Origin of the sequence: Streptococcus sanguinis, from assembly GCF_020729765.1 — a bacterium.
Classification (GTDB): Bacteria; Bacillota; Bacilli; order Lactobacillales; family Streptococcaceae; genus Streptococcus; species Streptococcus sanguinis_Q.
Genome location: NZ_JAJEPD010000043.1, coordinates 43523 through 59072, shown reverse-complemented (window position 1 = coordinate 59072; position 15550 = coordinate 43523). Strand labels below are relative to the sequence as shown.

15 protein-coding genes are annotated in these 15550 nt (G+C 43.6%); 13 read left to right on the top strand and 2 right to left on the bottom strand.

All coding sequences use genetic code 11. The features are described from left to right. The first annotated feature begins 1 nt into the window (after position 1). The 10 genes from K4H96_RS06125 (at position 2) to K4H96_RS06080 (ending at position 8997) form a co-directional block, all read left to right on the top strand. Positions 2–277 (top strand): Veg family protein, encoded by a 276-nt coding sequence (locus tag K4H96_RS06125; RefSeq protein WP_002894239.1) that lies wholly within the window; start codon positions 2–4, stop codon positions 275–277. 96 nt (positions 278–373) lie between these two features. Continuing rightward, complete coding sequence (locus K4H96_RS06120) at positions 374–997, top strand: HAD family hydrolase (RefSeq protein ID WP_002922853.1); 624 nt, start codon at positions 374–376, stop codon at positions 995–997. Positions 998–1273: 276 nt separating this feature from the next. Continuing rightward, entirely contained in the window at positions 1274–2053 is a 780-nt protein-coding gene (locus K4H96_RS06115; protein WP_223338083.1) for an ABC transporter permease, read from the top strand. 44 nt (positions 2054–2097) lie between these two features. Beyond that, positions 2098–3096: an ABC transporter substrate-binding protein gene (locus tag K4H96_RS06110; protein WP_032913036.1), complete on the top strand. Its 999-nt coding sequence runs from the start codon at positions 2098–2100 to the stop codon at positions 3094–3096. Next, positions 3096–3818: an ABC transporter ATP-binding protein gene (locus K4H96_RS06105; protein ID WP_223338053.1), complete on the top strand. Its 723-nt coding sequence runs from the start codon at positions 3096–3098 to the stop codon at positions 3816–3818. Before K4H96_RS06110 ends, K4H96_RS06105 begins: the two co-directional genes overlap by 1 nt. 262 nt (positions 3819–4080) lie before the next feature. Further along, on the top strand, positions 4081–4692 hold the full coding sequence (gene rpsD / locus K4H96_RS06100) for a 30S ribosomal protein S4 (RefSeq protein WP_002899562.1): 612 nt from the start codon (positions 4081–4083) through the stop codon (positions 4690–4692). Between the two features lie 198 nt (positions 4693–4890). Next, positions 4891–5922, top strand: coding sequence for an NAD-dependent epimerase/dehydratase family protein (locus tag K4H96_RS06095; protein ID WP_223338054.1), 1032 nt, complete (start codon positions 4891–4893; stop codon positions 5920–5922). Beyond that, positions 5897–6724 (top strand): MBL fold metallo-hydrolase, encoded by an 828-nt coding sequence (locus K4H96_RS06090; protein ID WP_223338055.1) that lies wholly within the window; start codon positions 5897–5899, stop codon positions 6722–6724. Before K4H96_RS06095 ends, K4H96_RS06090 begins: the two co-directional genes overlap by 26 nt. After that, positions 6693–7952: a F390 synthetase-related protein gene (locus K4H96_RS06085; protein WP_049547775.1), complete on the top strand. Its 1260-nt coding sequence runs from the start codon at positions 6693–6695 to the stop codon at positions 7950–7952. Before K4H96_RS06090 ends, K4H96_RS06085 begins: the two co-directional genes overlap by 32 nt. Positions 7953–8052: 100 nt before the next feature. Beyond that, positions 8053–8997 carry a 3-oxoacyl-[acyl-carrier-protein] synthase III C-terminal domain-containing protein gene (locus K4H96_RS06080; protein ID WP_002894224.1) on the top strand — a complete coding sequence of 315 codons (945 nt, stop codon included), beginning with the start codon at positions 8053–8055 and terminating at the stop codon, positions 8995–8997. Positions 8998–9100: 103 nt separating this feature from the next. On the opposite strand, the gene K4H96_RS06075 is transcribed toward K4H96_RS06080, so the two are convergent. Together K4H96_RS06075 and K4H96_RS06070 are read right to left on the bottom strand one after the other, a co-directional pair. Further along, complete coding sequence (locus tag K4H96_RS06075) at positions 9101–9631, bottom strand: TetR/AcrR family transcriptional regulator (protein WP_002894223.1); 531 nt, start codon at positions 9629–9631, stop codon at positions 9101–9103. A 233-nt stretch (positions 9632–9864) separates the two neighbouring features. Next, the gene (locus tag K4H96_RS06070; protein WP_002907588.1) at positions 9865–10569 is read right to left on the bottom strand and encodes a DUF4947 domain-containing protein; all 705 of its coding nucleotides are present in this window, start codon (positions 10567–10569) and stop codon (positions 9865–9867) included. A gap of 374 nt (positions 10570–10943) precedes the next feature. Here K4H96_RS06070 and K4H96_RS06065 point away from each other — a divergent pair, with 374 nt between their 5' ends. The 3 genes from K4H96_RS06065 (at position 10944) to K4H96_RS06055 (ending at position 15549) form a co-directional block, all read left to right on the top strand. After that, entirely contained in the window at positions 10944–13367 is a 2424-nt protein-coding gene (locus tag K4H96_RS06065) for a YhgE/Pip domain-containing protein (protein WP_223338056.1), read from the top strand. 189 nt (positions 13368–13556) lie between these two features. After that, positions 13557–14270 carry a polyphosphate polymerase domain-containing protein gene (locus K4H96_RS06060; protein ID WP_223338057.1) on the top strand — a complete coding sequence of 238 codons (714 nt, stop codon included), beginning with the start codon at positions 13557–13559 and terminating at the stop codon, positions 14268–14270. A 19-nt stretch (positions 14271–14289) separates the two neighbouring features. Further along, on the top strand, positions 14290–15549 hold the full coding sequence (locus K4H96_RS06055) for a carbohydrate-binding domain-containing protein (RefSeq protein ID WP_223338058.1): 1260 nt from the start codon (positions 14290–14292) through the stop codon (positions 15547–15549). Position 15550: the final 1 nt, after the last annotated feature.

Below are 15550 nucleotides of genomic sequence, written 5' to 3'. Positions count from 1 at the left end.
GATGAGTGATGCATTTACAGATGTGGCAAAAATGAAAAAAATCAAAGAAGATATCAAGGCGCATGAAGGACAAATCGTTGAGATGACGCTGGAAAACGGTCGTAAGCGCCAAAAAAGCAAGCAAGGCCGTCTGATTGAAGTCTATCCGTCTTTGTTTATCGTGGAATATTCCAATGAAGGCGGTCAGCCAGGGGAAATCTCCAATACCTATGTGGAGTCTTATACTTATTCTGACATTTTGACAGAAAAGAACCTCATCCGTTATTTTGATGAATAGAAAGGTCCAGTGGGCCTTTTTACTTATATTTGAAGCAATTCCTCAGTCAAATCGACGTATATAGAGGATGATAAGCAAAGAAAACAGGTGGTCATCATGATTAAAAATTTGGTTTTTGATTTGGGCAATGTCTTAATTGAATGGAATTCTGAGAAAATCTTGACATATTTTGAACCTGAGAAAGAGCGGCGGCAGGTTCTTAGGCAGGCCATTTTTGAGTCAGGTGTCTGGCATCAGACAGACAAGGGGGAGCTGAGTTTGAAAGATGCCTGTGAGGGAGTCCAGACTCAGCTAGATGCTTCCTATCATTCTGCCGTTAAGAATATCTTTTATCATTGGTATGAGGTTGTGCATGTTTACAGTGGTTTACAGGAAAGGATTCGGCTATGGTCTGATCAAGGTTATCGAATCTATATCTTGTCAACCACTTGTGAGATTTTTTATCATATTGAAAAAGCTGGTTTGTTGCCCATTTACCCACTGCTGTCGGGCTATATCCTTTCCTCAGAGGTCGGTGTCGTCAAGCCAGAAGTAGAGATTTACCACAAGCTGTTGAAAAAATATGGTCTGGATCCAGTGGAATCCGTCTTCATTGATGATATTCAGGCTAACTTAGATACGGCAGCTGAATTGGGCTTTGAAACCATCTTATCCACAAGCGAGACAGAGAATATCAGGGCTATGGAGACTTTGCTGGCTGCGAAAGGGAAGTTTGACTGATTGATGATCGTTTGCTTCACTTATCGTTGAAAAGGAGTGAGTCCAAGCTTCAACCTTGACATTTGCTGATGATTGCGCTATCATAGTTCTATATATGGGAGTCTGTGTACAGTCTGAGAGGAAGTGTAAGCTTCGACCGCACCTGATCTGGGTAATGCCAGCGTAGGAATCATACCGAAAAAAAGTGGTATTTGTGCGCCTTTTCCATATACGGAAAAGGCCTTTTCTTTTATCATCTTTATCGATGGTGATATCTTGAAGAATTGCAGCACCAAAATGCAGGAAGGGAGGAAAATCGTTCTAATGAAAGCACTACAAAGGCTGATGCGACAGCAAATCGGTCTCTTAGGTATGCTGGGTGTACTTGTCATCTGGCAGGTCATGGGCTGGCTCAAGCTCTTGCCCAAGTTTATCCTGCCGACACCTCTGGAAATCGGTCAGGCCTTTATCAGAGATGCTGGCTTTCTAGCAAGTCATAGCTGGGCGACTTTAAAAGTAGCCTTGCTGGGTTTAGTCTTGGGCGTCATCTTGGCCTGTATACTAGCTATACTCATGGACAGTATGAGCTGGCTCAATGATCTAATCTACCCCATGATGGTCGTGGTGCAGACGATTCCAACCATTGCTTTAGCGCCAATTCTGGTTCTCTGGCTGGGTTATGGGATTTTGCCCAAGATTGTGCTCATTATTCTGACGACGACTTTTCCGATTATCGTCAGTATTCTGGACGGTTTTCGGCATTGTGATCGGGATACTATGACTCTCTTTGAGCTTATGCAAGCCAATCGCTGGCAGATTCTTTGGCATTTTAAGATTCCAGCTAGTTTGCCCTATTTCTATGCTGGCTTGCGCGTCAGTGTTTCCTATGCCTTTATCACGACCGTAGTTTCCGAATGGCTGGGCGGTTTCGAAGGCTTGGGTGTTTATATGATTCAGTCTAAGAAACTTTTCCAGTACGACACCATGTTTGCTATTATCATATTGGTTTCGGTCATCAGTCTTCTGGGGATGAAGCTGGTGGCTGTCAGTGAAAAATATGTCATCAAGTGGAAATAGTAGCTCAGCTCTGCTATTTTCCAAAGAAAGAAAAGAGGATAATGATGAAAAAAAGTTATAAAGTCTTGTTGGCAGGTTTGGCTGCTGTGTCAATTATCGGCCTAGCGGCCTGCGGTCAGTCGAAATCTACATCTGAAAGCAAGGATAAAAAAATTGATTTTATCCTAGACTGGTCACCTAACACCAACCATACTGGCCTTTATGTAGCTCAAGAAAAGGGCTACTTCAAGGAAGCAGGAGTGGATGTGGATATCAAGTTGCCGCCTGAAGATAGCAGTTCGGATTTGATTATCAACGGCAAGGCACCTTTTGGTATTTACTTCCAGGACTCTATGGCTAAAAAACTGGATAAGGGCGCAGAAATCACAGCAGTTGCGGCCATTGTAGAGCATAATACTTCAGGCATTATTTCTAAGAAGTCTGCAGGTATTACAAGTCCTAAGGATCTGGCTGGTAAGAAATATGGCACCTGGAATGATCCAGTGGAGCTAGGCATGCTCAAAACTTTGGTTGAAAGCCAAGGCGGCCAGTTTGATGAAGTGGAAAAAGTTCCCAACAACGATTCCAACTCTATTACGCCGATTGAAAATGGTTTGTTTGATGCAGCGTGGATTTATCATGGTTGGGATGGTATCATGGCAGAGACTCAGGGCATGGACACTAATTTCTTTTATATGAAGGACTATGTCAAGGAGTTTGACTATTATTCTCCTGTCATCATTGCTAATAATGACTATCTCAAGAAGAATCCGGACGAGGCGAAAAAGGTCCTGCAGGCTATTAAGAAGGGTTATCAATATGCCATGGAGCACCCTGAAGAAGCAGCAGATATTTTAATCAAGCATGCGCCAGAGTTGAAAAACAAGCGTGACTTTGTCTTGGCTTCTCAAAAATATCTGTCTGAGCAATATGCATCGGATAAGGACAAGTGGGGTCAGTTTGAGGCTAGCCGTTGGAATGCCTTTTACAAATGGGCCAAGGATAAGGGTATCGTAGACAATGACTTGAGTGACAAGGGATTTAGCAACGATTATATAAAATAATGACAGAAATTAAACTTGAAAATGTAAGCTATGCTTATGATGAGCAGCAGATTTTGAAAGATATCAGCCTACAGGTAGAAGCAGGCCAGGTCGTAGCGATTTTGGGGCCTAGTGGAGTCGGGAAAACGACCCTCTTTAATCTGATTGCGGGGATTTTGGAGGTCCAGTCGGGCAGGATTGTCCTAGATGGGCAGGAAAATCCTAAGGGCCGGGTGAGTTATATGCTGCAGAAGGACTTGCTGCTGGAGCACAAGACGGTTCTAGGCAATATCATCTTGCCCCTCTTAATCCGAAAAGTATCCAAAAAGGAAGCGACGGAGCAGGCAACCCAGATTTTGAAGGAGTTCGGGCTCTTTGATGTGGCAGACAAGTATCCACATGAGCTGAGTGGGGGGATGCGGCAGCGCGTAGCTCTGCTGCGGACCTATATGTTCGGCCACAAGCTATTTCTTCTGGACGAGGCCTTTAGTGCCTTGGATGAGTTGACCAAGATGGAGCTGCACGCTTGGTATCTGGACATTCATCGTAGGCTGGGTCTGACGACTCTCCTTATCACTCATAGCATCGAGGAAGCTCTGGCTCTCAGTGACCATATCTATATTCTGAAAAATCGCCCTGGGCAAATCGTTGCAGATCTCCAACTGACTTGGTCAGACAGTGAGGATAAGGAACTGCAGAAGTTACGATACAAGCAGGAGATTTTGAAGATTTTGGGAGTGTGAAGCAACTGTCGGAATTCCTTTGCTTTCAAGAAACAACCTAAATCAAGCCTTTTGGCTTGATTTTTTGCATAAGTCCCTTTACTTTTGACTTTATTCATGGTACAATAGCCCTTGTGTGAAATAGCAGCAGGAAAGCATGGAGCTCGTCAACAGAACATCAGCTATAAAAGTAGCCTTAGCTGTTTGGGCGAAAATGTTCTGCACGAATCAGGGCTTTCTAAGTGACTATTTCCTCGAAAATATTTTACAGGAGGACATTTTTATGTCACGTTATACAGGACCATCTTGGAAACAAGCTCGTCGTTTGGGTCTTTCTCTTACTGGTACAGGTAAAGAATTGGCTCGCCGCAACTATGTACCTGGTCAACATGGACCAAACAACCGCAGCAAATTGTCAGAATACGGTTTGCAATTGGCTGAAAAGCAAAAACTTCGTTTCACTTACGGTGTAGGTGAAAAACAATTCCGTAACTTGTTTGTTCAAGCTTCAAAAATCAAAGAAGGAATCCTTGGTTTCAACTTCATGCTTCTTTTGGAGCGTCGCTTGGATAACGTTGTTTACCGTCTTGGTCTTGCGACTACTCGTCGTCAAGCTCGTCAATTCGTAAACCACGGTCACATCCTTGTTGACGGCAAACGCGTTGATATCCCATCATACCGCGTAACTCCAGGTCAAGTGATCTCAGTTCGTGAGAAATCATTGAAAGTGCCTGCAATCCTTGAAGCTGTTGAAGCAACTCTTGGACGTCCAGCATTCGTATCATTCGATGCTGAAAAATTAGAAGGTTCATTGACTCGCCTTCCAGAGCGCGATGAAATCAACCCAGAAATCAACGAAGCACTTATCGTTGAATTCTACAACAAAATGCTTTAATTTGTATTTGTTCAGAAGTCGGTTTCCCGGCTTCTTTTTTATACTCTCAATGAACTAATAAACCTGATTCTAACTAAGAATAGGTCGAAAAGAGGCAGCTGTTTTTCAGAAATTGGGTGATTTCTTTCTGCTCCTATCCAATCAGGTGAGACACTCTGTAAAGATTTTTTCCAGCTTTTTTACGGAAGATTTGCTGAAATGGTGTATAATGGGGACAAGACACAAACAGAAAATTGTATGAAAGGAGTAGCGATGAAGGTTCTAGTGACAGGAGCGACTGGCTTTCTAGGAAAGTATGTTGTAGAAGAGCTAGCTGAACAAGGCTATCAGGTGCGGGCTTTTGGTCGTAATCTGAAGGCTGGCCGGCAGTTAGAAGGTCCTTTAGTAGAGTTTTTTGCTGGAGATTTTACCAGAGAAGAAGAAATTTTTGCAGCCTGCGAAGGAGTGGATGCAGTGGTGCATGCTGGTGCCCTCTCAACGATTTGGGGACCCTGGGAGCAGTTTTATCAGACCAATGTGGTAGGAACCAAGCTGGTTATGGAAGCTTGCCGACATTTTGGAGTACAAAGACTGGTCTATATTTCCTCTCCGAGTGTTTATGCTGCCGCGCGTGACCAACTGGCTATTAAAGAAGAGGCTGCTCCTCAGGAGAATGAGCTGAATTTCTATATCAAAAGCAAGCTCATGGCTGAGCGGATTGTCCGAAGTTATCCTCAAGTTCCATCGGTTATCTTGCGCCCTAGAGGGCTTTTTGGTATTGGAGATACCAGTATCTTTCCTAGGATTCTGCGCTTGAGCCAAAAACTGGCGATTCCACTCATAAGAAATGGTCAGCAAATGATGGACATGACTTGTGTGGAAAATGTGGCCTTGGCTGTTCGTCTGGCTTTGGAAATTCCAGAAGCGCAAGGACAAGTTTACAACATTACCAACGGAGAATCCCGTAGTTTCAAGGATATGCTGGATGAAGCTTTAGATGGTTTACAGGTTCGTAAACGTTATGTTAAGTTGCCTGCTGCTTTTCTAGGTATTCTGGCACAGGGATTTGAAAGCTTTTATCGCTTCTTTCATATTGAAAAAGAGCCACCGCTGACTCTTTACACCTATTACTTAATGCGTTATAGTCAAACGCTGGATATATCAGCAGCAGTAAGGGATTTGGGCTATCAACCCAAGTTGACAATCAGTGAAGGGATTGCAAAATATGTCCAACATTATCGAGAAAATTGAGTATCTTCAGCCTGGACGCTGCAGCAGTCACTTGCAGCAGATGTTTAAGGGAGTTGCCAAGAAAAAAATGATTTTTCCAGCTGGCGTTTTCCTCTTGAAGCATCGTGAGAAAGGCTATATCCTCTACGACACTGGCTATTCTCCAGCTATTCTGAAACCCAACTTCAAATACTGGCTCTATGGTCTGGGAACGCCTGTTGATATGTCAGAAGAGGAGCGTGTAGATCGTCTGCTTGAGCAAAAAGGAATTGCGCCAGAAGATATTTCTTATGTCATCTTGTCGCACTTGCATCCAGATCACATCGGCGGAGCCGCTTTCTTTCCCAAGGCCCGCTTCATTCTGACCAAGACCGTTTTCAAAACGTATCAGCATGCCAAACTGAAGGATTTGATTTTCAAGGAATTTCTTCCGCAGGATTTTGAGAGTCGGTTGGAAGTGGTGGAACCTCAGCAGGTCCAAGCAGCATTCCTATATCGCAAGACAGTTGACTTGTTTGGCGATGGCAGTATATATCTGGCCTCAGTTGATGGGCATGCTGCTGGTCAAGCTTGTCTCTTTTTGCCAGATTATCATCTGTTTATCGGAGCTGATTTGTGCTGGGGCGTGGATCTGTTGCCTTATACGGAGCAGATGCGTCTCTTGCCGTCACTCATCCAAGATAGTAAGGAAGAATACATGGCCGGTGTGGCCTTGCTACGGCAGTTGCTTGCTGTTGGCTATCAGGTGCTAGTCAGTCATGATCCGGCTGAGAGAGCGGAGCAGATTTTGTATGAAACTAGGAACATTTCTAAAAACCTTTAGCGTCATGCGCTGGGGGTATCGATTTAAGGATCGACAGGCCTTGGAATGCTATCAAATCAAGGCTTTAGCAGCCTATCGGGAATTTCTGCAACAGGAATCACCTTATTTTAAATCAGGTATTCCAGCAGATTTTAAGATGAATAAGGCTTTTATGATGGAGCATTTCAATGAGCTCAATACTCAGGGACTGGATCGTGATGAGTTGCTAGCTTTGGCCCTAGAGAGTGAGCGGACACGTGATTTCAGTCCCATGATAGGAGAAATCGCTGTCGGCCTGTCTTCAGGAACATCTGGTCACCGAGGTTTATTTGTTACCACTGAAAAGGAGCGCAGTATGTGGGCGGCAGCCATCTTGGCCAAGATGCTGCCTAAAGGCAAACTCTTTGGACATAAAATAGCCTTCTTTCTTCGGGCGGATAACCAACTCTATCAGACTGTCAATTCAGGCTTGATTTCTCTGGAGTATTTTGATACTTTTCAGGGAGCCGAAGAGCATGTAGAGCGTTTGAATGCTTACCAGCCAACGATTTTGGTAGCGCCAGCATCAATGCTCTTGGAGCTGGCAAAACAAGTCCAAGTGGGAAATTTGCAGATTGCTCCTAGCAAAGTCGTATCAGTGGCAGAAATTTTGGAAGAGCCGGATCGGCAGAGGATTCAAGCAGGATTTGGTCTGAAAAAGGTGGACCAGGTCTACCAAGCGACCGAGGGCTTTCTAGCTTGCACTTGTGTCCATGGGAATCTTCATCTAAACGAAGATATTGTCCATGTAGATAAGAACTACTTGGATGATAGGCGCTTTTACCCAATTATTACGGATTTCAAGCGGACTTCTCAGCCAATTTTTCAATATGAGTTGAATGATATCTTGGTAGAAAATCCTGAACCTTGCCCCTGCGGTTCGGTCTTTACACGGATTGATAGGATTGAGGGCCGGTCGGATGATATTTTCATGTTTGAAAATGCTGCAGGTCAGTCGGTGGAGGTCTTTCCAGACTTTATCCGCCGTTGTCTGCTCTTGGTTGATGGGATTGGAGAATATCAAGTCGCTCAGAAAAAGGACTACTCGCTGACCATTGCTATCGAACATCGTAGTCAGCAGCGAGAAGACGAGCTTGTCCAGCAGTTTCAAAACTTGGCAAGTGATAAAGACTTTCTTATACCGGCTATTTCTTTTGAAGATTACCAGCGGGACAGAAGCCGTAAGTTGAAACGCATCTATCGGGCTTAAGAATGCCCCAATTTGGAAAACATATGAATTGGTGGCTCAAGTGCTTTGGCAGTTTACCCAGCTGCCGAGAAGCCCCAAGTCTGACAAGAAGGAGTTTAATATGACAGCAGTAAAGAATCATATAAAGATAGTTGGTTACGGTACGCATCTACCTAGAAATACCGTGACTTTTAAGGATCAGACTCGGTATCGGGTGGTGGAAAATGAAGAAACCCAGCTTTCTATGGCTGTTAAGGCGATTGAAAAAGCCTTAGAGCAAGCGGGCTTGACAATCAAAGACATCGATTGTATCGTGTCAGCCAGTGCGGTGGGCGTTCAGCCTATTCCTTGTACCGCTGCTCTGATTCATGAGTTGGTAGCCAAGGGCTTGTCCATTCCAGCCATGGATATCAATACGACTTGCACCAGCTTTATCTCGGCTTTGAGTCTCATGTCTCATTTGTTGGAGGCTGGTGAGTATCATAGGATCCTCATCGTATCTAGTGAGGTTGGAAGCTTAGGGCTTAATCCCAATCAGAAAGAAAGTTTTGAGTTGTTCAGTGACGGAGCAGCAGCTTTGATTTTTGAAGCAACAGAGGAAGAAAGAGGGGTCATCTCCAGTCTGCAGCGGACGTGGTCTGAGGGAGCTCATGATACAGAGATTCGCGGTGGTTTGACATCTTTTCAGCCTAAGGAGTATTCGGATGCTACCAAGACTCACTACATGTTTGACATGAATGGTAAGAAGATACTCTTGCTCTCTGCCAGAAAAATTCCGGAAATGTTTAAAGAGTTTAAGGAAAAGAGTGGTCTCAGCCTATCTGACTTGGATTATATCATTCCGCATCAGGCGAGTCGGGCTCTGCCAATGGTCATGCGCAGCTTGGGTATTCCTGATGATAAATACCTTAATATTGTGCAAGACTATGGTAATATGGTGTCAGTAGCAGTGCCCTTCTCTCTCTGCTATGCTCTGGAGCGCAATCTAGTCAAGGAAGGGGACACCATCGCTCTGATGGGAACGGCAGCTGGTATGACAGTCAATATGCTGGCTATGAAATTATAATATAAGAAAAATAGGGTGTACAGAACCAAAAGAGGTTTTGTACACCCTGTATAATTTTTCAAAATATGAAAAGAGCTGGAACCCATTGGGTTCCAGCAACTTCTTACAGCATTTTCAAAAGAAATTCTGCTATTTGTTCAGGACTTTCTTTTTTTCCTCTAGCAATCCACATTTGGCAGACACCAAAGAAGGCATTGGCAAGAAAGACCCTGCTGTATTCTTTTTCAAAATGATTGTAAACACGTCTACTAAAACGGTCCTGCAGACTATCCGCCAGCATCACCTGCAGCTTATGGCGCAGGAAATTTTGAATCTCTTTCGTGCCGTTTTCTGTCAAAAGAGCAGCCAAGAGTGGCTCTAGCTGGAGGAACTGAAAGACCTCTGTAATCGCAGTTTGAACATCTTCTTGATTATTCTCAAAAATATATCCCAACTGATGAAAGAGGTTTTGCTGATAACGTTCAATCATATCGTACTTGTCCTTGTAGTGAGTATAAAAACTACTACGGCTGATGCCAGCAGCTTGAGCTAACTGGACAGTAGTGATATGGTCGAAGGACTGCTTATGCAGTAGTGAAACCATGGCTCTTTCAATAATAGCCTTGGTTTTTCGGCGTTTATTGCTTTCTAACATAAAATCTCCCTTTGAGGCTAAGCCTCAGTCTGCTCTTCAAGATAATAACTATCATAGCAAACTACTTTTTCTTTTTCTCCGTGTACTATTATATCAAATGTTTTTCCAGTGGAAAAGAGTTAAATTCCGGAATTAAGCATAGATAGTCAAAATTTTATCTTAATTAGGCTAAATCGACTGGTAAAATAATAAAGCCGAGGCTTGAAGTAAAGTCTCGGCTGTCGTTCAGAACATTATTTGAAGTAGAGGTAGTCAGGGTCAGGAGTGACGTAAAGTAGCTCGCCTTCCTGTGAGAAGATAATAGAAATTTGTTCATTTTTATAAGAGTAAATTGTGTAGGTATTTTGTAATCTTGATGCTTGAGCAATGTCAACTACACCCGCTAAGAAAGCACGCGCTTGTTCGGTACTTATTTTTTGCTCCTGAACCAGTCTTTTAAGATTTTCTAATTCTTTGTTTTGGAAGGCTTCATATTCAGAAGCGAGATCGGTGCTTATTTTTTCTGGTTCGCCGAGAATACTTTTAACTTTTTCTTGGGTATATCCTTTAAATTCAGGAATTTGAGCTTCAAAACCGCCAGATTCATAGGATTGGTAATAAACCTTGGCATCGCCAGTCGCATAAATTTTATCTTTCTTAGCATGATCGGCATCTTCTGGAAGACCATCTGTGGTTTTTTCTATATCCTTACTAGAACTACTATTTTCTTTACTAGAACTTCTGGAAGAACTACTGCTGCTAGAGGAGCTGCTTTTGCTTTTGGAAGATTGCTTTGATGAGCTTGAGGAATCCTTTAAACTAACTTTTTTTCCTGATTTATCTGAATTAGAAGAGCGAGTGGTTGATTCTGAGTTAGATGGTACAAGGAAACGGCAGGCTGACAGCAGAAATAGTGCTGCAACTAGAGCAAATAAGCTAAATGGTGTTCTTTTTTTCATTGTCTTAAACCTTTCTTTACTATGCTCAATCTGACTTGAGCTATTGTGATGTGAGGCATCTGCTGGCAGCAGTGTTTCACATGGAACCGTACCGTCAAGTTAAGATCTCGATGCTTGACTCCATTTACCTCGCTTATCATTCTAACATAATACTGATTTTCTGTGTACTTACCTATGGGAAAATACCTTTTGTTTACAGATTATTCAGGGATTAAAGACAGTAGGGCTAACTTATTCCGCTTCCCAGCAATCTTTTCAAACAAAATTAGACACGGTGTCCAATTTTTAAATAATAAACTTGTAATAATTTTTCGATTGGTGTATAATCAATTTTATTGAAATTTGGACACTGTGTCTAATTTTAGGAGGTAGACATGTTAAGAGAATGGAAAGCTATTTTAAAAAAGCCGGCTTTTATCATTGTGATGTTAGGGGTCTCTTTGATTCCTGCCTTGTATAATGTTATTTTCTTGAGCTCCATGTGGGATCCGTATGGAAAGGTATCGGACTTGCCAGTGGCGGTCGTCAATCAGGATAAAGCTGTAACTGCTAGTGGTAAGACCTTGTCTATAGGCGAGGATGTTGTTTCCAGCCTCAAGGAAAATAAAAATCTGGATTTTCACTTCGTCAGTAAAGAAGATGCTCAAAATGGTCTGGAAAAGGGTGATTACTACATGGTTGTGACGCTTCCAAGTGATTTATCTGAACGTGCAGCCAGTATTTTGACTGATAATCCTCAGCAAATGAAGATTGACTATCAAACGTCTAGCGGCCACAGTTTTATTGCTGGTAAGATGAGTGATTCAGCCATGACTTCTTTGAAGCAGACGGTGGCGCAAAATGTGACGGATACTTATACAAGCGCCTTATTTAAGAATATGGGAGATCTAAAAACTGGCTTGGTGAAGGCATCCGATGGTGCTCAGCAATTAGCATCTGGCAGCCAACAACTAGGTTCAGGCAGTCAGACAATTGCAGATAACTTAAGAACTCTGAATCAAGCTACGAGCAAATTATCGTCCGGTGCAGCTCAATTTAACACAGGACTACAGACTTATACTGGGAGTGTTGCACAAGTATCGTCTGGACTGGGTAGTTTGTCAAATGGGATAAACACTTATGCTAATGGTGTAAGTACTGTGGCCGCAGGTGCAAATCAGCTGTCGGGTCGATCAGCAGACTTATTGGGTGGAGTCCAACAGCTTACTCAGTCAGGAGATGGAGTTCAGGCCTTATCAACAGGTGTAACGAATCTGAATACTGGCTTGGCTACATTAAAGTCATCGGTAGATACAACCTTAGCTAACAACCAGCAAAACGTGAATGATTTGGCAACTGGCTTGACTCAGTTGAATGCTAGTATTCAAGCTGCAGCAAGTGACTCAGCAGTATCGACAGACAGCATTGAGGCTTCACTGACTAGCATAGCAGCATCCGCTCAGGCCATTATCAATAATAATCAAGATGCCAAGGCCGCAGCTTTGGCGAGTGTCCAAGGGACCAGTGCTTATCAAGGCCTTTCTAGTGAGGCTAAGGCTGAGATTGATGCAGCAGTCGGTGCTAGTCAAGCGGGAAGTGACCAATCTGCTCAGACAATTTTATCAGAAATCGATACAATGAGGGCTTCTCTTGAAACGATAAAAGGCGCTAGTCAAACAAAATTTAGTCAGTTAGAAGGTGCGTCAAATCAAGTTCTGCCACAGGCAGCTAACATGATCAATGGCCTTTATAATGGCTTATCAACGGTGAGTACTGGCCTCGGTTCAGCAAGTGGAGGAGCCAATCAACTAGTCGCAGGTGTAGATACCCTAAATGAGAAACTAACGACTGGCGCGACACAATTGGAACAAGGGGTGACAAGTTATACCAATGCAGTCGGTCAGCTATCTGAGGGGACATCAGCTTTGGCAAGTAAGAATCCTGATTTGCTAGCAAATACAACAAAATTAGCAAACGGGGCAGCCCAATTAACAGACAAATCTCCAGAATTGACCTCTAGTTTCGGGAAATTAGCAGATGGAACCAATCAATTAGCGAGTGGCACAGAGAAGCTGGCTGATGGCAGCAGTGCTTTAACAGATAATCTCTCTAAACTTACTGTGGGAACGAGCGATTTGTCCAATGGCCTCTCAGATGCAGGCGATAAATTGTCGACTGTTTCTACTAAGGAAGACAATGCAAAAACTCTGGCAGATCCTCTGACGCTGAGCAAGACAGATGAGAACAAGGTAGAGAAAAACGGCATTGGGATGGCGCCATATATGATTTCAGTAGCTTTATTTGTGGCGGCTATTTCAACCAATATCATCTTTAGCGCACTTCCATCAGGGGAAGAACCTAAGACGAGACGAGACTGGCTGAAGGCCCGTATAGAGGTAAATGGAGTCATTTCTGTTGTGGCGGGTGTTTTGGTCTATGGTGCTGTGCACTTGATAGGCTTATCTGCAAACCATGAGTGGGCAACCCTTGGTTTGATTGTCCTAGCCAGCATGACCTTTATGGCTCTTGTGACGGCTTTGGTTACTTGGGATAGCAAGCTCGGCGCCTTTGCTTCTCTGATTCTTTTGCTTTTACAGCTGGCTTCTAGTGCAGGAACCTATCCGCTGGAGCTGACTAGTAAGATTTTCCAAGTTATCAACCCTTGGCTACCAATGAGCTATTCTGTATCGGGCTTGCGCCAAACGATTTCCATGAATGGTCAAATTGGTAGTCAGGTCCTCTTCCTTGCTTTTGTTTTAGTTCTTTTCATGGCACTTGGTACTCTGGGCTATCGAACAGATAAAAAACAGCTAGCTTAGGGTTCTTATTCTTATGAATCTGTAAAAATGTAGATGAAAAGTCTATCTGTAATTCGTTTACTTTTTCTCTCATCAACATCTCCTGAAAAGGGAGATGTTTTGTTTTCTTTAAGTTTTCTTTATCTTTCTTTTAAGTTTTCATCTTTAAAATTGCATTACATTCAAGAAAGATAGAGAGGGGAGAAGCCCATGGCAGAAAAATTTTTTCAACATCATTTTCAGCGCTTTGAAACCAAATATATCATTTCCAAGGAAACCTTATTGAATTTATTGCTAGAGTTTGAAGGCTATCTGGTGGAGGATGAGCGAGCTTATTCGACCATTAACAATCTCTACTACGATACGCCATCTTATCAGCTTATTCGTGAGTCCTTGGAAAATCCTTGCTTTGATGAGAAGGTGCGTTTGCGGACTTATCAAGAGCATCCGACTGAGGATAGTCAAGTCTTTTTGGAAATCAAGAAAAAGACAGAAGATCTGGTCACCAAACGCCGGCTTGCAGCAGATTTGCTGACAGCAGAAGCCTATCTGGACGGTGATTACAGTCAGCTGACTGACCTTCAGATAGATAAGGAAATGGCCTGGCTGACCCAGCGTTTTGGCCATATTCAGCCTATGATGTATATCGGCTACAATCGTTATTCTATGAAGGGGATTGAGGATGAGCGGATTCGGATTACCTTTGATCACGACCTGACCTACCGCCCTTATGATCTGAGTCTCTTGGCTGGTCGCCATGGGGATCATCTCCTGCCAGCCAATCACGTCATTATGGAAGTTAAGATTCCAGAAGCTTGTCCGCTATGGCTGAGCGAGATCATGGATCGCTACCAGCTGTCTCCAAGCTCTTTCTCCAAATACGGCTTTGCTTACAAAAAAGCAAACTGTATCAGCAGCAAATAAAAAAGATAGGAAAAGAAAAATGAAACAATCAAAATCAACCCTTAAAAAAATTAAATTGATGATTCCACTGGTCTTGATGACAGCAGTTCTAGGAGCATGCAGCTCAAACGCCAGCAGTTCTACAACTTCAAGCAACACCCAGGCTGCTAATGCTACAAGCACCAGTCAGACTAAAACCAATACTTCTGATTACTTTGCCTCAGAGGACTCAGACGCTTCTTATGATGAGTCTAAGGCGACGACTATCAGCTTGAGTGGATCCAGTGCCAAGACCTCTGGTGACGGGGCTAGTGTCTCCGGCTCGACTGTGACAATCTCAAAGGCTGGGACCTATGTCGTTTCTGGAACGAGTGAAAATGTGCAGATTGTCGTCAAAGCAGGTGATAGCGACAAGGTTCAAATCGTCCTAAATGGTGTAACCATGAGCGGGACAGACGCAGCTATTCTAGTAGAAAATGCGGGTAAAACAAGCCTAACTCTGGCTGACGGCAGCCAAAACACCATCTCAGACTCATCAAATCATAGCAATACGGATGCAGATGCAGCTATCTATAGTAACTCTGATCTGACTCTCAATGGTTCTGGAAGCCTGACAGTTGACGGCAAGTATGAAACAGCGATTAAGTCTGAGCAGACCTTGCGGGTGACAGGTGGCACTTATACGCTCAAGGCAGCTAAGAATGGTCTGTCAGCAGCTTCAGCCATTAATATCAAGGACGCTACTATCGATATCACAGCGACAGAAGATGCTATCCACGCGGACAATGATGAAGATACTTCTCTGGGAAATCTCTATATCCAGTCCGGCACCATCACGATTAATGCTGGTGATGATGGTCTACATGCTAGCAATATCGCTTTGATTGATGGTGGGACGATTACAGTTTCCAAGAGTGTAGAAGCTCTGGAAGGAACCAATGTTACCATTAACGGCGGCAAGCTGGACTTTTATGCGACGGATGATGGTATCAATGCAGCTAGTGATGTGACTGGCGCTGATATCTTTATCAAGATTACCGGTGGCGATATCAAGGTCGAGGTCGGTGAAGGTGATACAGACGCTATCGACTCCAACGGCGATGTTATTATGTCAGGAGGAAACTTAGACATTACTTCTACGGTATCTGCCTTTGACTTTGACGGAACAGCTACCTACACTGGCGGTACCATCACGGTCAATGGTGAAAGCCGAACAGAAATCACAGCCGACGGACCTGGCGCTGGTGGACCCGGTGGCGGCGGTGCCCCGGGCGGCCAAGGCGGTTTTGGTGGACGATAAG